Annotated in this window: 21 protein-coding genes and 1 tRNA gene; 14 read left to right on the forward strand and 8 right to left on the reverse strand. The window is 57.9% G+C overall.

Annotated features, from left to right (window positions below):
* From H0484_RS14025 to rpoC, 10 genes are all read left to right on the forward strand, one after another.
* A partial coding sequence (locus H0484_RS14025) for an EF-Tu C-terminal domain-related protein (RefSeq protein ID WP_449288526.1) occupies window positions 1-127 on the forward strand: 127 nt, incomplete at its 5' end.
* 90 nt (window positions 128-217) lie between these two features.
* Window positions 218-293, forward strand: a tRNA-Trp gene (locus H0484_RS14030).
* Between the two features lie 47 nt (window positions 294-340).
* Entirely contained in the window at window positions 341-721 is a 381-nt protein-coding gene (secE, locus tag H0484_RS14035; protein WP_226955265.1) for a preprotein translocase subunit SecE, read from the forward strand.
* 3 nt (window positions 722-724) lie between these two features.
* Window positions 725-1,258, forward strand: coding sequence for a transcription termination/antitermination protein NusG (gene nusG, locus H0484_RS14040; protein ID WP_226955266.1), 534 nt, complete (start codon window positions 725-727; stop codon window positions 1,256-1,258).
* Window positions 1,259-1,331: 73 nt separating this feature from the next.
* Window positions 1,332-1,763, forward strand: coding sequence for a 50S ribosomal protein L11 (rplK, locus tag H0484_RS14045; protein ID WP_226955267.1), 432 nt, complete (start codon window positions 1,332-1,334; stop codon window positions 1,761-1,763).
* A gap of 2 nt (window positions 1,764-1,765) precedes the next feature.
* Window positions 1,766-2,461, forward strand: coding sequence for a 50S ribosomal protein L1 (gene rplA, locus H0484_RS14050; RefSeq protein WP_226955268.1), 696 nt, complete (start codon window positions 1,766-1,768; stop codon window positions 2,459-2,461).
* 257 nt (window positions 2,462-2,718) lie between these two features.
* Complete coding sequence (gene rplJ, locus H0484_RS14055; RefSeq protein WP_226955269.1) at window positions 2,719-3,243, forward strand: 50S ribosomal protein L10; 525 nt, start codon at window positions 2,719-2,721, stop codon at window positions 3,241-3,243.
* A gap of 72 nt (window positions 3,244-3,315) precedes the next feature.
* Window positions 3,316-3,696: a 50S ribosomal protein L7/L12 gene (gene rplL, locus H0484_RS14060; protein ID WP_226955270.1), complete on the forward strand. Its 381-nt coding sequence runs from the start codon at window positions 3,316-3,318 to the stop codon at window positions 3,694-3,696.
* Window positions 3,697-3,862: 166 nt separating this feature from the next.
* Entirely contained in the window at window positions 3,863-7,975 is a 4,113-nt protein-coding gene (gene rpoB / locus H0484_RS14065; protein ID WP_226955271.1) for a DNA-directed RNA polymerase subunit beta, read from the forward strand.
* Window positions 7,975-12,225 (forward strand): DNA-directed RNA polymerase subunit beta', encoded by a 4,251-nt coding sequence (gene rpoC, locus H0484_RS14070; protein WP_226955272.1) that lies wholly within the window; start codon window positions 7,975-7,977, stop codon window positions 12,223-12,225. Before rpoB ends, rpoC begins: the two co-directional genes overlap by 1 nt.
* A gap of 128 nt (window positions 12,226-12,353) precedes the next feature.
* Here the strand turns inward: rpoC and H0484_RS14075 are convergent, their stop codons facing one another.
* Window positions 12,354-13,433: an aromatic ring-hydroxylating dioxygenase subunit alpha gene (locus H0484_RS14075; protein WP_226955273.1), complete on the reverse strand. Its 1,080-nt coding sequence runs from the start codon at window positions 13,431-13,433 to the stop codon at window positions 12,354-12,356.
* A gap of 236 nt (window positions 13,434-13,669) precedes the next feature.
* Between H0484_RS14075 and H0484_RS14080 the strand changes: the two genes are divergently transcribed.
* Together H0484_RS14080 and H0484_RS14085 are read left to right on the forward strand one after the other, a co-directional pair.
* A complete protein-coding gene (locus H0484_RS14080; RefSeq protein WP_226955274.1) occupies window positions 13,670-14,524 on the forward strand; it encodes an IclR family transcriptional regulator in 855 nt (284 codons plus the stop codon).
* On the forward strand, window positions 14,524-15,081 hold the full coding sequence (locus H0484_RS14085; RefSeq protein ID WP_226955275.1) for a DinB family protein: 558 nt from the start codon (window positions 14,524-14,526) through the stop codon (window positions 15,079-15,081). Before H0484_RS14080 ends, H0484_RS14085 begins: the two co-directional genes overlap by 1 nt.
* Window positions 15,082-15,089: 8 nt before the next feature.
* Here H0484_RS14085 and H0484_RS14090 read toward each other — a convergent pair whose 3' ends face one another.
* Both H0484_RS14090 and H0484_RS14095 read right to left on the reverse strand, forming a co-directional pair.
* Complete coding sequence (locus H0484_RS14090; RefSeq protein WP_226955276.1) at window positions 15,090-15,635, reverse strand: MarR family winged helix-turn-helix transcriptional regulator; 546 nt, start codon at window positions 15,633-15,635, stop codon at window positions 15,090-15,092.
* A 22-nt stretch (window positions 15,636-15,657) separates the two neighbouring features.
* Window positions 15,658-16,857 carry a Gfo/Idh/MocA family protein gene (locus H0484_RS14095; RefSeq protein WP_226955277.1) on the reverse strand — a complete coding sequence of 400 codons (1,200 nt, stop codon included), beginning with the start codon at window positions 16,855-16,857 and terminating at the stop codon, window positions 15,658-15,660.
* Between the two features lie 138 nt (window positions 16,858-16,995).
* Here H0484_RS14095 and H0484_RS14100 point away from each other — a divergent pair, with 138 nt between their 5' ends.
* Together H0484_RS14100 and H0484_RS14105 are read left to right on the forward strand one after the other, a co-directional pair.
* A complete protein-coding gene (locus tag H0484_RS14100; protein ID WP_226955278.1) occupies window positions 16,996-18,327 on the forward strand; it encodes a Rieske 2Fe-2S domain-containing protein in 1,332 nt (443 codons plus the stop codon).
* 36 nt (window positions 18,328-18,363) lie between these two features.
* Window positions 18,364-19,350 carry an ABC transporter substrate-binding protein gene (locus tag H0484_RS14105; RefSeq protein ID WP_226955279.1) on the forward strand — a complete coding sequence of 329 codons (987 nt, stop codon included), beginning with the start codon at window positions 18,364-18,366 and terminating at the stop codon, window positions 19,348-19,350.
* A gap of 102 nt (window positions 19,351-19,452) precedes the next feature.
* Here the strand turns inward: H0484_RS14105 and H0484_RS14110 are convergent, their stop codons facing one another.
* The 5 genes from H0484_RS14110 to H0484_RS14130 are packed head-to-tail and all read right to left on the reverse strand — an operon-like array spanning window position 19,453 to window position 23,941.
* Window positions 19,453-20,154: an ABC transporter ATP-binding protein gene (locus H0484_RS14110; RefSeq protein WP_226955280.1), complete on the reverse strand. Its 702-nt coding sequence runs from the start codon at window positions 20,152-20,154 to the stop codon at window positions 19,453-19,455.
* Window positions 20,151-20,888 (reverse strand): ABC transporter ATP-binding protein, encoded by a 738-nt coding sequence (locus H0484_RS14115; RefSeq protein WP_226955281.1) that lies wholly within the window; start codon window positions 20,886-20,888, stop codon window positions 20,151-20,153. Before H0484_RS14115 ends, H0484_RS14110 begins: the two co-directional genes overlap by 4 nt.
* Complete coding sequence (locus tag H0484_RS14120) at window positions 20,885-21,847, reverse strand: branched-chain amino acid ABC transporter permease (RefSeq protein WP_226955282.1); 963 nt, start codon at window positions 21,845-21,847, stop codon at window positions 20,885-20,887. The genes H0484_RS14115 and H0484_RS14120 overlap by 4 nt, the downstream gene beginning before the upstream one ends.
* The gene (locus H0484_RS14125; protein ID WP_226955283.1) at window positions 21,844-22,731 is read right to left on the reverse strand and encodes a branched-chain amino acid ABC transporter permease; all 888 of its coding nucleotides are present in this window, start codon (window positions 22,729-22,731) and stop codon (window positions 21,844-21,846) included. The genes H0484_RS14120 and H0484_RS14125 overlap by 4 nt, the downstream gene beginning before the upstream one ends.
* 37 nt (window positions 22,732-22,768) lie before the next feature.
* Complete coding sequence (locus tag H0484_RS14130; RefSeq protein WP_226955284.1) at window positions 22,769-23,941, reverse strand: ABC transporter substrate-binding protein; 1,173 nt, start codon at window positions 23,939-23,941, stop codon at window positions 22,769-22,771.
* Window positions 23,942-23,953: the final 12 nt, after the last annotated feature.

A 23,953-nucleotide genomic window follows, 5' to 3' on the forward strand; every position in this document is an offset into this window, starting at 1 on the left:
CGGTGACAACGTGTCGATGGAAGTGACGCTGATTGCGCCTATCGCCATGGAAGAAGGTCTGCGCTTCGCTATCCGCGAAGGTGGCCGTACCGTCGGTGCCGGCGTCGTCGCCAAAATCATCGCTTAAGTAGTTTTGAATCTGCATGCCGCTGTAGTGGGTTTACATCGGCATGCAGTAGGCAGCCCAAGTCTGACGAAGGCTGTCTTTTCAGGTTATAGGGGTATAGCTCAATTGGCAGAGCGTCGGTCTCCAAAACCGAAGGTTGTAGGTTCGATTCCTACTGCCCCTGCCATCCAAATCGCTGCGTAGCAAGCGATACAGCGGGACAACTCGCATCATATGTCGAATACCAAAGTAGAAACTGTCAACAGCACGCTAGATCGTGTCAAGCTTGGGCTGGCCGTGCTCGTTATCGCCGCTGGCATCGTTGCGTTCTCGGTACTCGACGGCCAGCCTGGCGTAGTACGCGTAGCGATTTTCCTTGTAAGCGTCATCATCGCCGCCTTTATCGCGTGGTCTAGCGAACCTGGCCGTCGCACAATGGCCTTCGGCCGTGATGCCTATCACGAAGTCAAGCGTGTCCATTGGCCGACTCGCAAAGAAGCTATGCAGATGACGGGCATCGTGTTCGTCTTCGTCATCATCATGGCCATATTTCTTTGGCTGGTGGATAAAACCCTAGGCTGGGTCATCTATGGCCTGTTACTAGGATGGAGATAAGACATGAGTAAACGCTGGTACGTGGTTCATGTCTATTCCGGCATGGAAAAAAGCGTCAGCAAAGCCTTGACCGAGCGTATTGAGCAGGCAGGTTTGCAGACATCCTTCGGGCGCATTCTGGTGCCCTCCGAAGAAGTCGTCGAAGTCAAAGGTGGCAAAAAATCCATCACTGAACGCCGTATTTTCCCCGGCTACGTGTTGGTAGAAATGGATCTCACCGATGACAGCTGGCACTTGGTGAAAAGCACCAATCGTGTCACTGGCTTCCTGGGCGGTTCCGGCAACCGTCCGGCTCCCATCTCCGAGCGCGAAGTAGAAAAAATTCTTTCGCAAATGGAAGAGGGCGTCGAGAAACCCCGGCCCAAAATTCTTTTCGAAGTGGGCGAAATGGTTCGGGTCAAAGAAGGCCCGTTCGCAGACTTCAACGGCAACGTCGAAGACGTCAACTACGAGAAAAGCAAGGTGCGCGTTTCGGTCACTATTTTTGGCCGCGCCACACCTGTCGAACTCGATTTTGGTCAAGTCGAAAAGGCTTGATCGTTTTTCAACCCCGGGGAGTTCTGGGTGTCTTCCAGACATCCTGAACGCATGAACCCGCAAGGAGTAAAGCATGGCGAAGAAAATCGTCGGCTTCATCAAGCTGCAAGTCCCAGCTGGTAAGGCCAATCCGTCCCCCCCCATCGGTCCAGCGCTGGGTCAGCGCGGTCTGAACATCATGGAATTCTGCAAGGCCTTCAACGCCCAGACTCAAGGTCTGGAGCCCGGTCTGCCGATTCCTGTCGTCATCACCGCCTTTGCCGACAAGAGCTTCACGTTCATCATGAAGACTCCGCCGGCCACGATCCTGATCAAAAAGGCAGCTGGCATTCAAAAGGGTTCCGCACGTCCCAACTCCGAAAAAGTCGGCAAGTTGACGCGCGCCCAAGCTGAAGAGATCGCCAAGACCAAGTCTCCCGACCTGACCGCTGCCGATCTGGACGCAGCAGTTCGTACGGTGGCTGGCAGTGCGCGCAGCATGGGCATCGAAGTGGAGGGCGTTTAATCATGGCTAAGCTGGGCAAACGCGCGGCAGCGATCCGCGCCAAGATCGATCGCAATAAGTTCTACCCCGTTGCCGAGGCGCTGACCTTGGTTAAAGAAACGGCTACTGCCAAGTTCGACGAATCCATCGACGTGGCCGTTCAGTTGGGTATCGATCCCCGTAAGTCCGACCAACTGGTTCGCGGCTCGGTGGTTCTGCCTGCTGGTACGGGTAAATCGGTCCGTGTGGCTGTGTTCGCCCAAGGCGACAAAGCCGAGGAAGCCAAAGCCGCTGGCGCCGACATCGTCGGCCTGGACGACCTGGCTGACAGCATCAAGGCCGGTAACCTGGACTTCGACGTCGTCATCGCTTCTCCCGACACCATGCGCGTCGTGGGTGCCCTGGGCCAAGTGCTCGGTCCCCGTGGCCTGATGCCTAACCCCAAAGTGGGCACGGTAACTCCTGACGTCGCTACGGCAGTCAAGAACGCCAAGGCAGGTCAAGTGCAGTATCGTACCGACAAAGCCGGCATTATCCATGCCACTATCGGTCGTGCTTCCTTCGACACCGAAAAGCTGCAAAGCAACCTGGCCGCGCTGGTCGAAGCCCTCAACAAGGCTCGCCCCGCATCCGCCAAGGGTGTGTATCTGCGCAAATTGGCCGTGTCCTCCACCATGGGTGGCGGTGCACGTGTCGAAATCGCTTCGTTGACCGCCTAATTCAGGCTGTCACAAACAGTACTTTGGGCTGTACCCCCGGCTGTATTGGGGGTGCCGCTGTCAAAGACCGCTGGAGCCCAAATCGTCTTTTTTAAGGCTTTGGGCTTAATCAAGAAGAATCAGGCATCTGTCTGGCTATTCTCATCCAGCGCAGACGGCGCCCATGGAAGAATTCTTTTCAAGAACTCGACCAGGAGCGCCGCATTCGGTAGACACGAAGGGTCGTCCTTTGTGTCGTTAGATGGAGTGTTCATACCGTGAGTCTCAATCGAGCAGAGAAAGCGGTCGTCATCGAAGAAGTCGTTGCCGAACTGGCCAACGCCCAATCGATCGTCGTCGCTGAGTATCGTGGTCTGGACGTCGCTTCCGTCACCGTATTGCGCAAAAAAGCGCGTGAGTCGGGTGTATACCTGCGCGTTCTGAAGAACACGTTGGTACGCCGCGCGGTGGTTGGTACGCCTTTCGAAGGTCTTACCAATCAAATGGTCGGCCCGCTGATGTACGCCATCAGCAACGACCCCGTTTCGGCAGCCAAGGTACTTGCCGGTTTTGCTACTACCAACGACAAGCTGGTCATCAAGGGCGGTTCGCTGCCCGGCAGCCAGCTTGACGCGAATGGCGTCAAGGCTTTGGCCACGATGCCCTCCCGCGAAGAGTTGCTGGCAAAACTTATGGGTACCATGCAAGCACCCGTCACGCAATTTGTGCGTACGCTCAACGAAGTTCCTACCAAGTTCGTGCGTGGCCTGGCGGCCGTTCGCGACCAAAAGGAAGCTGCATAACTTGCAGCGGAACTCGTCGAACGACAGAGCGATACCCAACCTGGCATTTATTTAATATTTGGAGTTCTACAAATGGCACTGAGCAAAGCAGAAATCCTTGACGCCGTCGCTAACCTGACGGTCCTGGAACTGTCCGAACTGATCACGGACATGGAAGAAAAATTCGGCGTGTCGGCTGCTGCCGCCGCCGTGGCCGTAGCTGCCCCCGCCGCTGGTGGCGCTGCTGCCGCAGCTGAAGAAAAGACCGAGTTTGACCTGGTTCTGACGGAAGTCGGCGCCAACAAGGTTAACGTCATCAAGGTCGTGCGCGAAATCACCGGTCTGGGCCTGAAAGAAGCCAAGGACCTGGTTGACGGCGCTCCTAAGGCTGTTAAAGAAGCCATGGCCAAGGCTGACGCCGAAGCTGCTCAGAAGAAGCTGGAAGAAGCTGGCGCTAAGGCCGAGCTCAAGTAATCCTGCTTGTTCTCACCCGGAAAGACCGATTTCGGTCTTTCCGGGTTTTGCGTCTCCAGAAAACCCGTTATGGCCATCGGGTTTCATTTGGACAGACAGGTTTTCTGGAGTCGTAAACCAGGGCCGTGGTTGACGGTCTGTGTAACCCCATCGAGTCGGAGTGCTCATGCCTTATTCGTTTACCGAAAAAAAGCGCATACGTAAAAGCTTCGCCAAGCGAGAGGACGTCCAGGACGTTCCTTACCTGCTGGCGACGCAATTGGAATCTTTCTCCACTTTCCTGCAAGAAAAAGCTGCCCCTTCACAACGTAAAGATGAAGGCCTGCAGGCAGCTTTCACATCGATTTTCCCGATAGTCAGTCATAACCAGATGGCACGGCTGGAATTTGTCAGCTATACCCTGGGCGACCCGGTTTTCGACGTAAAAGAATGCCAACTGCGCGGTTTGACGTATGCCTCGCCCTTGCGCGCCAAAGTGCGCCTGGTGCTGATGGACCGCGAAGTCAGTAAGCCTACCGTGAAGGAAGTGAAAGAACAGGAAGTCTACATGGGCGAAATGCCGCTCATGACAGACACCGGTTCGTTCGTGATCAACGGTACTGAGCGCGTCATCGTATCACAGCTGCACCGTTCGCCCGGCGTGTTTTTCGAGCACGATCGCGGTAAGACGCATAGCTCCGGTAAGCTGCTGTTTTCCGCACGCGTGATTCCTTACCGTGGTTCCTGGCTAGACTTCGAGTTCGATCCCAAGGACATCCTGTTCTTCCGTATCGACCGTCGTCGCAAGATGCCTGTCACCATCCTGCTCAAGGCCATCGGCATGACGTCCGAGGCCATCCTGGCTCACTTCTTCGACTTCGACAACATCGAGTTGCAAAGTGAGGGCGGTCTGCTGGAATTCGTGGCCGAGCGCTGGAAGGGTGAAGTGGCCCACTTCGACATCACCGATCGTAGCGGTAAGGTCATCGTCGAGAAAGACAAGCGCATCAACGCACGTCACCTGCGCGAGCTCGAGGCTGCTAACGTGCAGCACGTGTCTATTCCTGAAGATTTCTTGCTGGGCAAGGTGCTGGCCAAGAACATCGTCAACGAAGAGACCGGCGAAGTCATCGCCAACGCCAACGACGAAATCACCGAAGGCGTGTTGGCCGACTTGCGCATCGCCAACGTGCGCAATATTCAGACGCTGTACACCAACGATCTGGATCGTGGCCCCTATATTTCGCAAACCTTGCGTACTGACGAAACCGCCGATCAGAACACGGCTCGTATCGCCATCTATCGCATGATGCGTCCCGGCGAGCCGCCAACCGAAGAAGCGGTCGAAGCGCTGTTCCAACGCTTGTTCTACAGCGAAGAAGCCTACGATCTGTCGCGTGTTGGCCGCATGAAGGTCAACAGCCGCTTGGGTCGCGCCGAAACCACCGCGGGTCCGCTGACGCTGACCGACGAAGACATCCTTGACACCATCAAGGTGCTGGTCGAGTTGCGTAATGGTCGTGGTCAGATCGACGATATCGATCACCTGGGTAACCGTCGCGTGCGTTGCGTGGGCGAATTGGCCGAAAACCAGTTCCGCGCCGGCTTGGTGCGCGTAGAGCGTGCCGTCAAAGAGCGTCTGGGTCAGGCTGAGTCCGAGAACCTAATGCCGCACGATCTGATCAACTCCAAGCCCATCTCTGCGGCGATTAAAGAGTTCTTCGGTTCCAGCCAGTTGTCGCAGTTCATGGACCAAACCAACCCCTTGTCCGAAATCACGCACAAGCGTCGTGTTTCGGCTTTGGGCCCGGGCGGTCTGACTCGCGAACGTGCCGGCTTTGAAGTGCGCGACGTGCACCCCACGCACTACGGTCGTGTGTGCCCCATCGAAACGCCTGAAGGTCCGAACATCGGTCTGATCAACTCCATGGCGCTTTATGCTCGTCTGAACGAGTATGGTTTCCTGGAAACGCCTTATCGCAAAATTATCGATGGCAAGGTCAGCGAACAGATCGATTACCTGTCCGCTATCGAAGAAGGCAACTTCATCATTGCCCAGGCTAACGCCGAGCTGGACGAAGAAGGTCGCTTCACCAACGATTTGGTGGCTTGCCGCCAAGCGGGTGAGACGCTGTTGACTGCGCCTGACAACGTCGACTACATGGACGTTGCGCCTTCGCAGATCGTGTCGGTAGCTGCTTCGTTGATTCCCTTCCTGGAACACGACGACGCCAACCGTGCACTGATGGGCGCCAACATGCAACGTCAGGCGGTTCCTTGCCTGCGCCCCGAGAAGCCTCTGGTCGGTACCGGTATCGAGCGCACCGTAGCGGTCGACTCGGGCACCACCGTGCAAGCTCGTCGTGGCGGTCTTGTTGACCACGTTGATGCAGACCGCGTCGTGATTCGCGTCAACGACGAAGAGAACGTCGCGGGTGAAGTCGGTGTAGATATCTACAACCTCACCAAATACACGCGTTCCAACCAGAACACCAACATCAACCAGCGTCCTATCGTTAAGCGTGGCGACATCGTCGCACGTGGCGACGTGCTGGCTGACGGCGCGTCCAGCGACCTGGGTGAACTGGCTCTGGGTCAGAACATGCTGATCGCGTTCATGCCCTGGAATGGTTACAACTTCGAAGACTCGATTCTGATCTCCGAAAAAATCGTAGCCGACGACCGCTATACCTCGATCCACATCGAGGAACTGACGGTAGTGGCACGAGACACCAAACTGGGCGCTGAAGAAATCACGCGCGACATCAGCAACCTGCCAGAAACGCAACTGAATCGCCTGGACGATTCGGGCATTGTGCACATTGGCGCTGAAGTGCGTGCCGATGACGTGCTGGTCGGTAAAGTTACGCCCAAGGGCGAGACCCAACTGACGCCCGAAGAAAAGCTGCTGCGCGCCATCTTCGGCGAGAAAGCCTCCGACGTGAAAGATACCTCGCTGCGCGTGCCTTCGGGCATGGTTGGCACGGTTATCGACGTGCAGGTCTTCACGCGTGAAGGTATCGACCGCGACAAGCGCGCTCAGTCCATCATCGACGACGAACTGCGCCGTTACCGCCAAGACTTGAACGACCAGCTGCGTATCGTTGAAAACGATACCTTCGACCGTATCGAGAAATTCCTCGTTGGCAAGGTCGTCAACGGCGGCCCGCGCAAGCTGGCCAAGGGCAAAGAGGTCGAGTCCGCTTATCTGGCTGAACTCGACCGCTGGCAGTGGTTCGATATTCGTCTTTCGGACGAAGCGCACGCTGTGTTGCTTGAGCAAGCCAAGGAATCGCTCGAACAGAAGCGTCACCAGTTTGATCTGGCTTTCGAAGAAAAGCGCAAGAAGCTCACGCAAGGCGACGAGCTACCCCCCGGCGTGCTCAAAATGGTCAAGGTTTACCTGGCCGTCAAGCGCCGCCTGCAGCCTGGCGACAAGATGGCCGGCCGTCACGGTAACAAGGGCGTGGTCTCGCGCATCACCCCGGTCGAAGACATGCCGCACATGGCTGACGGCACCCCTGTCGATATCGTGTTGAACCCGCTGGGCGTGCCTTCGCGGATGAACATCGGGCAGGTGCTTGAAGTTCACCTGGGTTGGGCTGCCAAGGGCTTGGGCCGTCGTATCAACGACATGATCGAGCAAGAGAAGGGCGTTCAGGCCAAGCAAGTTCGTAGCTTCCTCGAACAGGTCTACAACGAGCGTGGTCGTCCCGAGCATCTCGAAAGGCTGAGCGATGACGAAGTCATCGAAATGGCTCGCAACCTGGCCAATGGTGTGCCGCTGGCTACGCCTGTGTTCGACGGCGCTGCCGAAGAAGACATCACCGCCATGTTGAAGCTGGCCTATCCTGATCAAGTCGCCCAAGACCTCAAGCTGACTGACGACCGTACGCAAGCCTGGCTGTTCGACGGTCGTACCGGCGAGCAATTCGAGCGTCCTGTCACTGTGGGCTACATGCACTACCTGAAGCTGCATCACTTGGTCGACGACAAGATGCACGCGCGTTCCACCGGCCCGTACTCGCTGGTTACGCAACAGCCTCTGGGTGGTAAAGCCCAATTCGGCGGTCAGCGTTTCGGTGAGATGGAAGTGTGGGCGCTGGAAGCTTACGGCGCGGCTTATACGCTGCAGGAAATGCTCACGGTCAAGTCCGACGATATCACTGGCCGTACCAAGGTCTACGAGAACATCGTCAAGGGCGACCACGTGATCGATGCCGGCATGCCAGAGTCGTTCAACGTCCTCGTCAAGGAAATTAGATCCCTGTCCCTGGACATGGATTTGGAGCGTAACTGATGAAAGCGCTACTCGATCTATTTAAGCAAGTCTCGCAAGACGAACAATTTGACGCCATCAAGGTCGGCCTCGCTTCGCCGGAGAAAATCCGGTCGTGGTCGTTCGGCGAAGTTCGCAAACCCGAGACCATCAACTACCGCACGTTCAAACCCGAACGTGACGGTCTGTTCTGCGCCAAGATCTTTGGTCCGGTCAAAGACTACGAATGCTTGTGCGGTAAGTACAAGCGTTTGAAGCACCGCGGTGTCATCTGCGAAAAGTGCGGCGTCGAAGTTACCGTTACCAAGGTGCGTCGCGAGCGCATGGGCCACATCGAGCTGGCCAGCCCCGTTGCGCACATCTGGTTCCTGAAGTCGCTGCCGTCGCGTCTGGGCATGGTGCTCGACATGACGCTGCGCGACATCGAACGCGTGTTGTACTTCGAAGCCTGGTGCGTGATCGAACCTGGCATGACCCCGCTCAAGCGTGGTCAGATCATGTCCGACGACGACTTCCTGGCCAAAACGGAAGAATACGGCGACGACTTCCATGCCCTGATGGGTGCGGAAGCCGTACGTGAACTGCTGCGCACCATCGACATCGATCGCGAAGTCGAAACCCTGCGCGCAGAGCTCAAAGCCACTGCCTCCGACGCCAAGATCAAGAAGATCTCCAAGCGTCTGAAAGTCATCGAAGGCTTCCAGAAGTCCGGCATTCGTCCCGACTGGATGGTCATGGAAGTGCTGCCGGTTCTGCCTCCCGAGCTGCGCCCTCTGGTGCCGCTGGATGGCGGTCGTTTTGCGACCTCCGACCTGAACGATCTGTATCGCCGGGTCATCAACCGCAACAACCGTCTGAAGCGCCTGATCGAACTCAAGGCCCCCGAGATCATCCTGCGCAACGAAAAGCGCATGCTGCAGGAATCGGTCGACTCCTTGCTGGACAACGGTCGTCGCGGCAAGGCCATGACGGGCGCCAACAAGCGTCAACTGAAGTCCCTGGCCGACATGATCAAGGGCAAGGGCGGTCGTTTCCGTCAGAACTTGTTGGGCAAGCGCGTCGACTACTCGGGCCGTTCGGTCATCGTGGTCGGTCCTCAGCTCAAGCTGCACCAATGCGGTCTGCCCAAGCTGATGGCGCTGGAACTGTTCAAGCCCTTCATTTTCAACAAGCTCGAAATCATGGGCTTGGCCACCACCATCAAGGCGGCCAAGAAATTGGTTGAAAGCCAAGAGCCTGTGGTGTGGGACATCCTCGAAGAGGTGATCCGCGAGCACCCGGTCATGCTGAACCGTGCACCTACGCTGCACCGTCTTGGCATTCAGGCTTTCGAACCTGTGCTGATCGAAGGCAAGGCTATTCAGCTGCACCCGCTGGTTTGCGCGGCGTTCAACGCCGACTTCGACGGCGACCAGATGGCTGTTCACGTTCCGCTGTCGCTCGAAGCGCAGTTGGAAGCGCGTACGCTGATGCTGGCTTCGAACAACGTATTGTTCCCCGCTAACGGCGAACCGTCCATTGTTCCGTCGCAAGATATCGTGCTGGGTCTTTACTACACGACGCGTGAGCGCGTTAACGGTAAGGGCGAGGGTATGTTCTTCGCCGATCTGGCCGAAGTGCAACGTGCTTACGACAGTCACGAAGTCGAGCTGCAAACGCGCATTACCGTACGTTTGCACGAATACCAGAAGGATGCCGAAGGCAATTTCCAACCGGTGCTCAAGCGCGTCGAAACCACAGTGGGACGCGCGCTGCTGTCCGAGATCCTGCCTCAGGGCCTGCCGTTCTCGGCGCTGAACCGCGCCCTGAAGAAGAAAGAAATCTCGCGTCTGATCAACGATTCTTTCCGTCGTTGCGGCTTGCGTGCCACCGTTATCTTCGCCGACAAGCTGATGCAATCGGGCTTCCGCCTGGCTACCCGTGGTGGTATCTCTATCGCCCTGGGCGACATGGTTGTGCCTACGGTCAAGGAAGAAATCCTTGCCCAGGCCAGCGGCGAGGTCAAGGAAATCGACAAGCAGTACTCGTCGGGTCTGGTCACTGCCCAAGAGCGCTACAACAACGTGGTGGACATCTGGGGCAAGGCCGGCGACAAGGTCGGCAAGGCCATGATGGAACAGCTTTCTACCGAACCGGTCATCGACCGCCACGGTAAGGAAGTGCGCCAAGAGTCGTTCAACTCCATCTACATGATGGCTGACTCGGGCGCCCGGGGTTCTGCCGCTCAGATTCGCCAGTTGGCCGGTATGCGCGGCCTGATGGCCAAGCCTGACGGCTCGATTATTGAAACGCCTATTACCGCCAACTTCCGTGAAGGTCTGAACGTACTTCAGTACTTCATCTCGACCCACGGGGCACGTAAGGGCTTGGCCGATACGGCACTGAAGACCGCCAACTCGGGTTACCTGACCCGTCGTCTGGTCGACGTGACGCAAGATCTGGTCATTATCGAAACCGATTGCGGTACGACGCAAGGCTACACGCTTAAAGCGCTGGTTGAAGGTGGTGAAGTCATCGAACCCTTGCGCGAACGCGTGCTGGGCCGCGTGACGGCTGCCGACGTTGTCAACCCCGAGACGCAGGAAACGGCTGTTCCGGCCAACACGCTGCTCGACGAAGACGTCGTTGAACTGCTCGACTCGCTGGGCGTGGACGAAGTCAAGGTGCGTACGCCCCTGACTTGCGAAACGCGTCATGGTCTGTGCGCCCATTGCTATGGCCGCGACCTGGGCCGCGGCACGTTGGTTAACCAAGGTGAAGCGGTTGGTGTGATCGCCGCTCAGTCCATCGGTGAACCCGGCACGCAGCTGACCATGCGTACCTTCCACATTGGTGGTGCCGCTTCGCGTGCTGCCATGGCCAGCTCGGTGGAAACCAAGTCGGCTGGTACCGCAGCCTTCGCGCTGGGTATGCGCTACGTCACCAACGCCAAGGGCGAACGCGTGGCCATCTCGCGCTCGGGCGAAATCGTCATTTATGACGACAATCGCCGCGAACGCGAACGCCACAAGCTGCCATACGGCGCCACCATCCTGGTGGGCGACGGCGATACGGTCAAGGCTGGTCAGCGTCTGGCTTCGTGGGATCCTCTGACGCGTCCGATCATCTCCGAGTACGTCGGCAAGGTCCGCTTCGAGAACATCGAAGAAGGCGTGACCGTGGCTCGCCAGCTCGACGAAGTCACAGGCTTGTCCACGCTGGTCGTGATCACGCCCAAGACGCGCTCGACCAAGGCGGCTACGCGTCCGCAGATCAAGCTGCTCAACGAAAACGGCGACGAGGTCAAGATTGCTGGTTCGGACCACTCGGTCAACATCTCCTTCCCGGTCGGCGCACTGATCACCGTGCGCGATGGCCAGGATGTGTCGGTGGGCGAAGTGCTGGCGCGTATTCCGCAAGAATCGCAAAAGACTCGCGACATTACCGGTGGTCTGCCACGTGTGGCCGAGCTGTTCGAAGCTCGTTCGCCCAAGGATGCCGGCATGTTGGCCGATGTCACGGGTACGGTTTCCTTCGGTAAGGACACCAAGGGCAAGCAGCGTCTGGTCATCACCGACCTGGACGGTGTCAGCCACGAGTTCCTGATTCCCAAGGAAAAACAGGTACTGGTGCACGACGGCCAAGTGGTGCACAAGGGCGAAATGATCGTCGACGGCCCAGCCGATCCGCACGACATTCTGCGCTTGAAGGGCATAGAGCAATTGGCTACTTATGTGGTCAACGAAGTGCAGGACGTCTATCGTCTGCAGGGCGTGCGCATTAACGACAAGCACATCGAAGTGATCGTGCGTCAGATGCTGCGTCGTGTGAACGTGACCAACGCCGGTGACACCAACTTCATCACGGGTGAACAGGTTGAGCGTTCCGAACTGCTGAACGAGAACGATCGCGTCGAAGCCGAAGGCAAGATTCCAGCCACGTACGACAACGTGCTGCTGGGTATTACCAAGGCTTCGCTGTCGACCGACTCCTTCATTTCGGCGGCTTCCTTCCAGGAAACCACCCGCGTGTTGACCGAGGCTGCCGTCATGGGCAAGCGCGACGACCTGCGTGGCCTGAAGGAAAACGTCATTGTGGGTCGTCTGATCCCGGCTGGTACGGGTATGTCGTATCACAATGCCCGCAAGGCCAAGGAACGCCACGAGGCGGCCGAACGCCAGGCACTGCGCGCGCTGGAGAACCCGTTCGAAGACGCACCTGTGGTGTCCGTGGACGTCGTTGCCGAGTCGCAAGCTCCGGAAACCGATCTGCCGGCTGCCGACGCCGAGTAAGCCTGATACCGATAGGCACGCTTGAAAGGCGTGTCAAAACGGTAGCGGTGTCAGTACAAACAAGAAGCCCGCCATGCGAATAGTTTGGCGGGCTTCTTGTTTTGTAGGCGATACAAGGCGCCTACAGCTTAGTCCAACACCGCATAAGAATGCTCGGGCACCAGTTCGGGCGGAGCCACCACATACGAAGCATCATTGCCCTCGGCCTTCAGGCGTTGTTCCAGCACGCGGCGGGCGCGTATGGGGCCCTCGTCCAGTTTGATGGCCACCGACGGTAGCGGGCGGTTCAGGGCTTGCGCCTGTTTTTGCTGAACCTCGAGAATGACTTTGTCTTCGTCGAAGGTGTGGCGGCTGGCGTTGACGATGATCTGCGTCAGTTGCTCGTCGTTTAGGCGGCAGTTGCGCACGAAGGACCAGAAATAATGGGTGGAGCTTTCGGTTTCGGGTGTCAACAGGTGCATGGCGTGGCCTACGGCGGCGGAGCTGCGCTCGGTGTCTACTGGGTGTGCACCGACAATGGTGAGGTTGATAGAGGGCACGAGATGGACGGCGGACTGCCAGCGATGGATGGGGCCGTTTTGCTGCAGGAGCAGCTGGAAGAATGGGGGTGGATCGATATTGGGCATCTCTCGGTGTACCCGTATCAAACTGTCGTCCGTAACCGTCACGGTCATGGGGTAGTTGGCGATGGACTCTTCTTCTTCGTTGCCTATGGTGCGCTGATGCACATAGGTTTCGTGGCTAAGATCCAGTAGGTTGTCATTGACCAGTCGGTAGTCGGCTTGGATGTGGTGATAGCCACGTGAGGCTGCCCATTGCGGATGGTCGTTCTGGTAAAGATCGGGAATGAGCGCGGTATCGGCAAGTTCGGCGGGGCCCATCCATATCCATGCCAAGCCGTGACGCGACACCAGCGGAAAACTGCGAATGTGGGCGGCAGCCGGTATGTTGCTTTGGCCGGGCACGTCGGTACAGTGCCCTTGGGCATCAAAGCGCATGCCGTGATAGCCGCATTGCATTTGATCTTCAACGCGCTTGCCACAGGAAAGCGGCAGCAGGCGGTGAGGGCACAAGTCTTCCAGCGCGGCCAGCTCGCCGTCACCCGTGCGGAACATGACCAGGGGAATATCCAGCAGCCGGCGGGCAATAAAGGCTTGTTCGAACTCGTGATCGAAAGCGGCAACGTACCAAGCATTCTTCAAGAACATGGGGGCTCCTTGGGGGGCTATGGCAGAGTGGGCAGCACGCCAAGCAGAAATGGCACGGTGCATCTCTAGCGCTATTGTTCAACAATATAAAATCAATACAATAATATTATTAAAAATTATGCCTAAGGCCTATAGGGAAATCCCGAGAAGCACTTGTTTGTGAAGGGCAATACATTGACGTTGCTGGCTTGCGTGCAGTCGTGTCATGATTGCTGGTTGGATGAAGGGGGATTGCCATGAAGAAAGGCGTTCAAAACAAAGGCAAGGAAGTTGAACCTGAACTGGACGATGATGCACAGCGTAAACCGCGTGGCATTCAGTCTGTGGTGATCGGTTTTCAAATACTGGATTGCCTCGCTCAGGCCCAGACGGCGCTTAGTCTGAAAGAGCTTGGGCAGGCGGTGGGCATGCCGCCAAGCAAGCTGCGGTTTTACTTGGTCAGCTTTCTTGAGCTGGGCTTGGTGAAGCAACACGGTGAATACGGGCGATACGACTTAGGCCCTGCGGCACTCAAGCTGGGCTTGTCGGCGCTGGAAAAAATAGATGTGGTGCGCCTTGTCGGGGCAGAGCTACCCTTGTTGGCCGAAAAACTGGGTTATACGGCTGCGCTCTCAGTGTGGGGTTCGCATGGCCCGACCGTGGTCGATAGGGTGGATGGCCGCAACCGCACTGTGTTGGAGATTCGAGTCGGCAGTGTCCTGCCTTTAACCCATTCGGCCACAGGCTTGGTATACGCGGCATGGATGCCGCGCACCACGACAGCGGGCATGATGAGAAAAGAAAAACGCGAGTGGAAGGAACAAGCGGCAAACGCTGCTTCTGAAAGCGACCTTGAGGCGCAGCTGAAGTCCATTCGCGCCACCCGCTTGGCATGCGCTGCTGGTTCGCTGCTGGCGGGCTTTAGCGCTATTGCTTCGCCGGTGCTGGATCGTGCGGGCTTACCGGCAGCCGTGATATCGGTAGTGGGTGCCATGGGGAAAATGTCCGATGACCCCAACGGCGCCCCCGCCCAGGCCTTGCTAGAACTCACCACGAGGCTCAGCCAGCAAATAGGCTGGCGTGATCCGAATCAAGCGCAGCAGGAGCGATGATGACGGCCTCAGAAGATATCTTGGCCACTGATGACAGCTGGTTCCTGATGATGGCACGCTACAACCGCTGGATGAACGAAAAGCTCTACGCGATTGCTGCCGGCTTGGATGAGCAGGCTTTAAGGTGTGACAGAGGCGCCTACTTTGGGTCTATTCTGGGCACCTTGAACCATGTGATGACTGGCGATGTATTGTGGCTTAAGCGTTTTGCCGGCCACGAGGCACTGGCACAGCCGTTGGCGTTATTACAAGAGGTGCGAGCCCCATCGCGCTTGAACGACGAATTGTTCGACGACCTGCCAAGCTTGTGGCAGTACCGCCGTCGGCTAGACGCCGCGCTTATCGAAATGGCCGAAATCGTAGGTGGATTACCGCCCGACACCGTGCTCAGTTATTGCAGCATGAAAGGTATGCCGGTACGCCGCAGTCTGCAGGCGCTGGCGATACATCTGTTCAACCACCAGACGCATCATCGTGGGCAGGCGACCACCTTGCTAAAGCAGGCCGGCATAGACCCTGGCGAGACAGACTTGCTGATGCTGATTCCCGAGCTGTAGCCTGGGCTTCAGCTGGTGTACAGCTTGCCTAACTGACGGGTAGAGGGCACGCGCAGATTCTCGGATTGCATCAGCTTTTGCTCGTAGGTGACCAAGTTGCCGGCAATCTGCTCAAGAACCAAACGGGCCGCCTGGATGTCCTCTTCGTTCAGGCCTTCTACGGCAGCGGCGTTGATCTCTTCGGCCAGGGGTTGAAGCTTGTCTTCCAGCTTGCGGCCCCTGGGTGTCAAAAAAATATACACGTTCTTCTTGTTGCCGTTCATCTGCTTGCGCCGCACGTAACCCAGGGTTTCCATGGCATTGATGGCCGTGAAGGTGGTGGGTGTGGTCATACCGCTGCGGTCGGCCAGTTCTCGTTGGGTCAGGCCGTCTTTTTCCCAGAGTATGCGCAGGAAAGACCAGTGGCCAAACGAGACATTGTGTTCGATCAGACGGATCTGCAGGGCGCGCACCATGGCGCGCCAGGCGTTCTTGACGAGGTGAGCCAAACGGTCTTGGTGCTGCTGGTTTTCTGCGTGAGACGTATCGGGGGTCTTGGAAGCGGCGGTTGTCATGGCGTAAAGGTTGGCAAAGGCCCTAGGCCTGGGGCGCAAGGTGCGCGGCGACTTGGTGGTGCAGAGGGATGTCGCCACGCTGAGCATTGGAAGCCAGCATGGCCAGGCATACCTCTACGGTTGCGCGCGCCCATTGGGCGCTGTGTACCGGAGCCCGGCCCTCGCGCACGCAAGACCAAAGTTCGTCTATGACCTCGACACGCGGGATTTCGCTTAGCGGTGTCGCCACGAAGTAACGCTCGTCGCCGGTGTAGACCATGAGGCCGTCTGGGGTTAGCCGCAGGTCGGCTTGCTGAGCCGAAACGAGTATATAGCCGAAGTGCTGATGATGCTGCGGCGGCGTGGCGGCTGGCGCTTGATAGTCGGTGCCGCCGTAATTGCGACTGGCCTTGAGCTTGGCCTCTTGTGCCTCGTTGGTTTGCGCCAAGCGCAAGCGCGTATTTTTGTGGGTGCCCGCCGCTTTGCGCTGGCCCATTTCGCCTATGTCTTCCATCAGCTCGTCGCTGTCGTAGTGGGCGTAACCGCTGTAGTTCAGGGTGGCAAACGCCCCGTTGGTGAAGCTGAGCAAAGCCGCATAGGCTCCTTCAGTGGGGCGGCTTGCGTCCCATTGGCCGGTGTGTGCGCGCACGCTGCTGGCCAATCCGCCCAGCAATAAACGCACGATATCCACCTGATGGGCGGCTTGGCTGAAAACCACGCCCCCTCCTTGTGCGGTGTCGAGTTCTTCTGGTCGTCGGGGGCGGTAAAGAAAATCGGTGAAATTCAAAGCGCTGACCATACGCACGGGGCCGAATTGGCCGCTATGCAGCAGACGTGCGGCATGCAGCACCGGGCCATTGAAACTGTGGGAATGGCCCACGATGAGAGGCACTCCGGTTTGCGCGACGATATCCACGATTTGTGAGCACTGCGCCAGCGTAATGGCCATGGGCTTTTCTACCAGCACGGCCTTGCCTGCCTGGGCTGCCAGGGCGACGTGCTCGGCATGAAACTGATGCGGCGACGCAATATAGATCGCTTCTACATCAGGGTCGGCACACAGTTCAGCGACGTCTTCATACACAGGCGCCTGGAAGTCTTGTGCAAAGCGCGCGCGTACAGACGCCAGCGGGTCGCAAGCGGCCGCCAGGCGGATGCGGCGGTCGGCCTGAAAGGTGGGCAGCATCAAGGTGAAGGCTCGGCCCAGGCCGACGATGCCGAGTCCGATGGCGCGCTGTGTCATGTTTGGCTTCTGCCTTTAAGGGTCATGGATAGTCTCTATTGCATAGATATTAGATATCTAATATTATTTTGGCAACTGCATTAGATATCTAATCATAAACGCAGGCCTCCTAAACAGCGCCATCCAAGGAAAATTCTCATGTTGACCCGTGAAGAAAACGAACTGCTGACTCGCGTCGTAGGTGATGCCCCCATGGGCCAGATCATGCGTCGTCATTGGCAACCTATCTGTTTGCTCGAAGAAGTGCCGGATCCAGACGGCACGCCTGTACAGGCTCGCGTCATGGGCGAAGATCTGGTCGTATTCCGGGACACCGACGGCAACGTCGGCGTTATGGACGAGTACTGTCCGCACCGTGGCGCGTCGTTGGTATTGGGGCGCAACGAAGAGGGTGGTCTGCGCTGCCTGTACCACGGCTGGAAGATGGACGTGCGCGGGCGCATTACCGAAATGGTGTCCGAGCCGCCCAACAGCCGCATGATGGATGCCATCAAGCACAAGGCTTACCCCGTCAAAGAGTGGGCCGGTTTCATCTGGGCCTATATGGGCCCGGAAAACGACGTACCCGAATTCCAGCCACCGGCTTGGGCGCCTACGGCAGACGTCAAACTGGCGGTGGCAAAGGTGCTTTTACCCTGCAACTGGGCGCAGGTACTCGAAGGCGCCATCGACTCCGCGCATAGTTCCAGCCTGCACTCTTCCGACATGGTGCCTGCCGAAGTCAATAGTGCCAAGGCCACCGGCAGCGTGTGGCTGCGTCCTTCTACCGACAAGGCGCCTCGTATGCAGGTCGAGCGCACTTCGTATGGCTTTCGCTACGCTGCCATCCGAATTCCCACCTATGGGGCCGACGTTAACGATTATGTCCGCTCCACTGTGTTCGTCGCACCCGCCACGGCGTTGATTCCCCCCAATAATCTGTACAACGTTGCCAATATCAACGTCCCTATCGATGACGAGAACACGGCGTTCTATTTCATTGCTTGGGGTCACCCCGACAACGTGCCCAGCACGCAAGACTGGCGTGTTTTCTTGCGCCAAACCGTGGGGGTGGATCTGGACGAGCGCTACCGCCCACTGCGCAATAAAGAAAACCGCTTTTGGCAAGACAGGGAGGCAATGAAGGCGGGCAACTTCACCGGTATTACCGGCTTTCCCAACCAAGACGTTGCCATGTGGGTCACCATGGGCCCTATTGCCAACCGCTCGCGCGACAAACTGGGTTCAAGCGATATGGCGGTGGTGGCGTTTCGTAAACGCATGCTGGCGGCTATCCGCGAGTTTGAAGAACAAGGCACGGCTATTGGCACATTAGATCAGGCCATACCCCGCGATGTTTGCGCGTTCCAGGCTATGGTGGCCAAAAGCGCAGACTGGCGTGAGCACCCCGTGCGGTACGTTTGGGAAGCCGTCGAGGAAGTGAATGATGCGAGTGTCGCACCCAGTTACGCTGTGGGTAAAGACGCCTGAATACGGTTTGAAGACAAGTTCTCCATAAGGAATCAAATGGCCAAGTTGCAGCTTTCCATCGCCATGGGCGATTACGACCGCACCCGCGCTTTGCTGGACGGGCACGTTCAGATCGATGGCGTCGACCCGGTGTACATGACGCTTTCCCCCGAAGAAACTTTCTTTCGGGCTTTTCGCCACACCGAGTTCGACATTTCGGAACTCTCCTTCTCTAGTCATCTGGTCAAGGTCTCGCAGGGTCGCAACGATTACACGGCTATCCCCGTGTTTCTGTCTCGGGCGTTTCGGCATACGTCTATCTATGTGCGTACCGATCGCATCAAGCGGCCTGAAGACTTGAAAGGTAAGCGCATAGGCGTGCCCGAATACCAACTGACCGCCATCGTGTGGGCGCGAGCCGTGCTGCAAGATGATTATGGGGTCGCCGCTTCCGATGTCACCTGGGTGCGCGGTGGCATCGACGAGCCCGACCGTGTTGAAAAAATCGGACTGGATCTGCCCGGTATCAAACTGGAAAATGCGCCGCCTGGCCGAACCATTTCGGACATGTTGAACGATGGTGAACTGGACGCCTTCATTGCGCCCCGCCCACCCGGTGGCCTTGCTCGTCAGAATCCCGACATCGGCTGGCTGTTTCCTGACCCTACTGTGACAGCCAAGCAGTATTACGAGCGCACCCGTATTTTCCCCATCATGCACGTGGTGGGTATACGCAATGCCTTGCTGGAACAGCACCCTTGGCTGGCAGCAGCGGTATTCAAGGCTTTCTCGGCTTCCAAAGCCTATGCGCTCGATCGCTTGTCAGATACCTCGGCAACCAAGGTCACCCTGCCTTTTGTCGAAGAGCAACTGAAGGCCGCCAAAGCCTTGATGGGTGACGATTTCTGGTCGTATGGGGTGAAAGCCAACCTGCCTACGCTGGAAACCTTTCTGCGCCATCATCATGGCCAAGGCTTGTCTAAGCGTTTGGTGACCGTAGAGGAGCTCTTCCATCCCTCTACTTTTGAAACTGCCGTTATTTAAACGCCAAAGCTTGCGCCGAGCCGGCCCTGTGGGTGGGTTCGGCGCAGGGGGCACGCGCAAGGCCTAGCGGGGGCGGCGGTTTGCAGCTGCTGTACCGCCGGCTTACAGACTCATGTACTGCTGCACTTGTTCCATATTGGCTTTAAGCGCGGCAGAATCGCCATCCCATACGGTTTTGCCGCGTTCCAGTACGTAATGGTGGTCGCATAAGTCCATCAGCACAGGCAGGTTCTTATCCACGATAAGAATGGATTGCGACAGGTCGCGCAAGCGCCTGACCGTGGCCCAGATTTCCTCGCGTATCAGGGGCGCCAGACCTTCCGTGGCCTCATCAAGAATCAGCAGTTTGGGGTGGGTCATCAAGGCCCGGCCTATGGCCAGCATTTGCTGCTCGCCGCCGGAAAGCTGGCTGCCCAGGTTGTCGCTTCTTTCTTCCAAACGCGGGAACAACTCGTAAATGGCTTCCAGCGTCCAGGGGCCATTACCCCTGGCGGTGGCAATCAGGTTTTCGCGTACTGACAATGTTGAGAAGATCTGGCGGCCTTCGGGCACCAAGCCTATGCCCAGGCTAGCCACACGGTAGGTGCGCTGATGCCCCAAGCGATGGCCATCGAAGACGATGCTGCCGCCTTGCAAGGGCAACATACCCATGATGGTACGAATGGTGGTAGAGCGGCCCATGCCGTTGCGCCCCAGGAGGCTGACCGCTTGACCGCGCTGAATCTGCAGGCTGACACCGAACAAGGCGGGCGCGGCCCCGTAGGAAGTGTGTATGTCTTGGACGCTGAGCAAAGGCGAGTTCATGCGTCCCCCAGATAAGCTTGCTTGACCTCGTGGCTGGCGCGTATTTCGTCGGGTGTGCCACTTGCGATGATCTTGCCGCCCACCAGCACGCTGATGCGGTCGGCCAGTGCAAAAACAGCCTGCATATCGTGTTCGATGAGCAGCATGGGAAAGCTGTGGCGTAGCCCCGCCAATAAATAGACGGCCTGCGCGCTTTCCGTGTGACTCAGTCCGGCCAGAGGTTCATCCAGCAATAAGATGCTAGGTGTGGTGGCCAGGCCCATGGCCAACTCTAGTTGACGCAAGGTGCCGTAGCCCAGGCTGGCGGCGCTTTGTTCTTCATGCAGGCCAAAGCGCTGCAAGGTTTCGTCGGCTTGTTTCAGCGTCTCGGGTCGACGAAAAGGGCGCCACAACGAGGCGCGCCCCGCCTTGGCATTCAGCGCAATGGCCACGTTTTCGTGGGTGGTGAGCGAACGAAACACGCTGCCGGTTTGAAAGGTGCGGGCCAGGCCGGCACGGGCGCGACGCTGGGCAGACCAATGGGTTACGTCCTGCCCTTGTATGAGCACTTGGCCGGCATCGGGTTTGAGTTGGCCCGCGATCTGCGCCATGAGTGTGGTCTTACCGGCGCCGTTGGGGCCGATCAGGGCGTGGATTTCGCCGGTGCGTACTTCCAGGCTGACGTCCTGGGTAACGTGCAGCGCGCCGTAGCGCTTGTCCAGGCCTTTAAGTTGCAGTGCCGCAGTGTGAGTCATGATGCTTTTCCTTGCTCACCAGGCGTGGCCGCCTTTTTGAGCGCCCCCAGATTCTCTGGCCAAAGCACCCGCGCCAGCACGAGTGCGCCCAGCACCAAAGGCCAATGATCGGTGTAGCGTGCTACCCCCTCTTGTATTCCCACCACCGCCACCGCAGCCAGAAACAAGCCGCTGCGTGTTTTGCCGCCGCCCAGCAGTACCAGAATGATGAGCTCGCCGGACATATACCAGCTACCTAGCTGGGGGCTGGTGAAGCGTGTGAGTTGTGCGAACAGCGCCCCGCCTATGCCGGTGAAAACGGCGGAAATAAGAAACGCCCATACCTTGACGCCGTAAGGGCTGATGCCCAGGCTGGCGACGCGTCGGCCATCGTCGCGTACAGCAAGCATGAGAGCGCCCATTTCGGAGCGGCGAATGCGATGGGCCACGTACAGGCCCAAGGCCAAGATAACGATGATGGCCAACAGCAGTTTCACATCGGTGTTCAAGGTGATCAGGCCCAGTACGCTGGGGCGACTGCTGACGGCAAAACCGTCGTCGCCGCCCAGTGATCGCAGGCTTTGAAAACCGTAATAGGCCATCTGTGCGATGGCCAGGGTGGCCATCAGCTGATACAAGCCTTGGGTACGTAGAATCAGGGCGCCCATCAAGCTGCCGAAGGCTGCGCAGGCCACTGCCACGCAGGCCAGCATCAGAATCAAGTCGTGCTGCCCCTGCAGCGAGAACAGACCCGCGATGTAGGCGCCGGTGGCCATGAAGGCCGCATGCCCCAAGCTGATGACGCCGGCTTGCGCCACCAGTAATTGCAGGCCCAGCGCAATCAACCAGAAAATCAGCACTTTACCCAGCAGTTTGAGCTGGTAGACGTCGAGTACGCCTACCGCCAAGAGGGCGCCTAGCAATATCAGCCCTACGACCCAGGCGTCTAGCCCCACCTTGTTCGATGATGCGAGTTTCATCGTGTGAACAACCCCTGTGGTCGCAGTAGCAGTACGACCAACATCAATAAATAAACCGACATGCTGGAGATCGCTCGGCCTGCACCGCCGGCAAAATCTGCGGTCACCAAGGCGCGCGAGAGCGTGTCTATCATGCCTATGAGCACGCTGGCTGCCAGGCACCCCTTGAGCGAGCCTGCGCCGCCCACCACAATGACCACCAGTGCCAGAATCAACAGTGGATCACCGATGCCGGATTCCACCGTGATGAGCGGCCCCATCATGATGCCTGCCAAGCCGGCTAGAACCGCCCCTATGACGAAGACCACGGCAAACAGGAAGTTGATGTTGACGCCCAGGGCCTCGACGGTTTCGCGTTTATCGGCACCCGCGCGCACCAGCATGCCTATGCGTGTGCGTGACAGCAGCAGCCAGATGGCCAAACCGGCCAATATCGCCACGACGGTAATGGCCAGACGGTAGGTGGGGTAGTAAAGGTTTTCGGAGAGCTGTATAGAGCCCGACAGCCAGTTGGGAGTGAGAGCGAAGATGGGCTCCGACCCCCAGATGATGCGCACCAGCTCGTTGAAAATAAGCATGAGGCCAAAGGTGCCCAACACCTGATCCAAATGAGACTTTTGGTACAGGCGTCGGATGACCAGCCATTCAAGCAGGATGGCGACGATGATGATGCCGCCCAGGCCTATCAGCAGGCCCAGGCCATAACCCCAGCGTGCACCCGCGGAATAGGTAAAGAAGGCCGCCAGCATGAACAGCGAGCCGTGGGAGATATTGACCAGATTCATCACGCCAAAAATCAGCGTGACGCCTACCGACAGCAGGAACAGCATGAGCCCGAACTGCAGTCCGTTCAGTAGTTGTTCCAGCAGCAATGCCAGGCTCATGCGTGTCTCCGGTAGGGCAAAGGTTGGTAAGACCGGCTTACCACTTCATTTCACATTCGTCGACGTAGCGGTCGGATACGTCTTCGATCTTGGCCAGGATTTTTTGCTGGTAGCCCCCATCGGTTTTCTCAACCTGTTGGATGACCATGTCCTGAATCGGGAAGTGATTACGGTTGAGCTTGAAATTGCCGCGTATGGATTGAAAGCCATCGTTATGACGCAGTGCGTCGATAAGCTTGGCGCGGTCTTGGGCGCCGCCGGCTTTCTTCAGTGCGGCATCCAGGTACATGACGGCGTCGTAGGTTTGAGCGGCGAAGGTGGTGGGTTCGCGGTCGTGCTTGGCGACGAAGTCTTTCAGGAAGCGCTGGTTTTGGGGGTTGTCTATGCCGGCGTTCCAGGTGTTGGCCGAAATCACACCCAGCGCAGCGTCAGCTTGGGCGCCAATAACGGTAGGGTCGACCAGCGCGCCCACGGAATACAGTTGCACTTGGTTTTTCAGGCCCGAGGCGGCAAATTGGCGCACGAAGGCCACCGCAGCGCCGCCCGGATAGAAGACGTACAGGCCGTCGGCGCCGCTGTTGCGCACACGCGAGAGCTCGGGGGCGAAGTCAACCTGACCCATGGGGGTGTAGACCTTGGCACTGGCTTTGCCACCAAAGCCGTGCAGGGCAGCATCGACCATTTCCCAGCCGGCTTGGTAATCCAGGCCCATAGCGTAAAGGTTCTTGACGCCTTGGTCTTTCATGTAACGACCCATGGCTTCGCCGTACTGATCGTTTTGATGGCCCAAGGCAAACAGATTGGGGGCGCAGGCTTTGCCGGCCAGTGCACCGGGGCCCGCATGCGTGTAAAGCACGGGCAAGCCTGCTTGCGTAGCGGGTTGAGCAATGGCCATGGCGACGTTGGAAGCGGCTATGCCCATCAGAACATCGATTTTTTCTTGCTCGATAAGGCGGGTGAGCTCGGACGTGGCGACACTGGGATTGGCCTGGTCGTTGGCGGCAACAACCGTAACCGTTTCACCGCCCAGTTTGCCGTCCAAGTGTTCAAGCGCCAGGTCTAGGCCGCGACGCAAATCCTGGCCTGTGATGGCCAGCGGGCCGCTCATGGGGCCCATAAAACCCAGCTTGATATCGGCCTGGGCAGCGCCCACGCAAGCGAGACCGGCAGTGGCCAGCAGGCATTTCAGTAGGGTAGGGGTGGTTTTCATGTTTTGTCTCCT

Source organism: Mesopusillimonas faecipullorum, assembly GCF_020539505.1.
Lineage (GTDB): Bacteria > Pseudomonadota > Gammaproteobacteria > Burkholderiales > Burkholderiaceae_B > Mesopusillimonas > Mesopusillimonas faecipullorum.

Coding starts and splice junctions, on each gene's coding strand:
- secE (WP_226955265.1), top strand. CDS start 341: ATGTCGAATACCAAAGTAGAAACTGTCAACAGCACGCTAGATCGTGTC.
- nusG (WP_226955266.1), top strand. CDS start 725: ATGAGTAAACGCTGGTACGTGGTTCATGTCTATTCCGGCATGGAAAAA.
- rplK (WP_226955267.1), top strand. CDS start 1,332: ATGGCGAAGAAAATCGTCGGCTTCATCAAGCTGCAAGTCCCAGCTGGT.
- rplA (WP_226955268.1), top strand. CDS start 1,766: ATGGCTAAGCTGGGCAAACGCGCGGCAGCGATCCGCGCCAAGATCGAT.
- rplL (WP_226955270.1), top strand. CDS start 3,316: ATGGCACTGAGCAAAGCAGAAATCCTTGACGCCGTCGCTAACCTGACG.
- rpoB (WP_226955271.1), top strand. CDS start 3,863: ATGCCTTATTCGTTTACCGAAAAAAAGCGCATACGTAAAAGCTTCGCC.
- rpoC (WP_226955272.1), top strand. CDS start 7,975: ATGAAAGCGCTACTCGATCTATTTAAGCAAGTCTCGCAAGACGAACAA.
- H0484_RS14075 (WP_226955273.1), bottom strand. CDS start 13,433: ATGTTCTTGAAGAATGCTTGGTACGTTGCCGCTTTCGATCACGAGTTC.
- H0484_RS14080 (WP_226955274.1), top strand. CDS start 13,670: ATGAAGAAAGGCGTTCAAAACAAAGGCAAGGAAGTTGAACCTGAACTG.
- H0484_RS14085 (WP_226955275.1), top strand. CDS start 14,524: ATGACGGCCTCAGAAGATATCTTGGCCACTGATGACAGCTGGTTCCTG.
- H0484_RS14090 (WP_226955276.1), bottom strand. CDS start 15,635: ATGACAACCGCCGCTTCCAAGACCCCCGATACGTCTCACGCAGAAAAC.
- H0484_RS14095 (WP_226955277.1), bottom strand. CDS start 16,857: ATGACACAGCGCGCCATCGGACTCGGCATCGTCGGCCTGGGCCGAGCC.
- H0484_RS14100 (WP_226955278.1), top strand. CDS start 16,996: ATGTTGACCCGTGAAGAAAACGAACTGCTGACTCGCGTCGTAGGTGAT.
- H0484_RS14105 (WP_226955279.1), top strand. CDS start 18,364: ATGGCCAAGTTGCAGCTTTCCATCGCCATGGGCGATTACGACCGCACC.
- H0484_RS14110 (WP_226955280.1), bottom strand. CDS start 20,154: ATGAACTCGCCTTTGCTCAGCGTCCAAGACATACACACTTCCTACGGG.
- H0484_RS14115 (WP_226955281.1), bottom strand. CDS start 20,888: ATGACTCACACTGCGGCACTGCAACTTAAAGGCCTGGACAAGCGCTAC.
- H0484_RS14120 (WP_226955282.1), bottom strand. CDS start 21,847: ATGAAACTCGCATCATCGAACAAGGTGGGGCTAGACGCCTGGGTCGTA.
- H0484_RS14125 (WP_226955283.1), bottom strand. CDS start 22,731: ATGAGCCTGGCATTGCTGCTGGAACAACTACTGAACGGACTGCAGTTC.
- H0484_RS14130 (WP_226955284.1), bottom strand. CDS start 23,941: ATGAAAACCACCCCTACCCTACTGAAATGCCTGCTGGCCACTGCCGGT.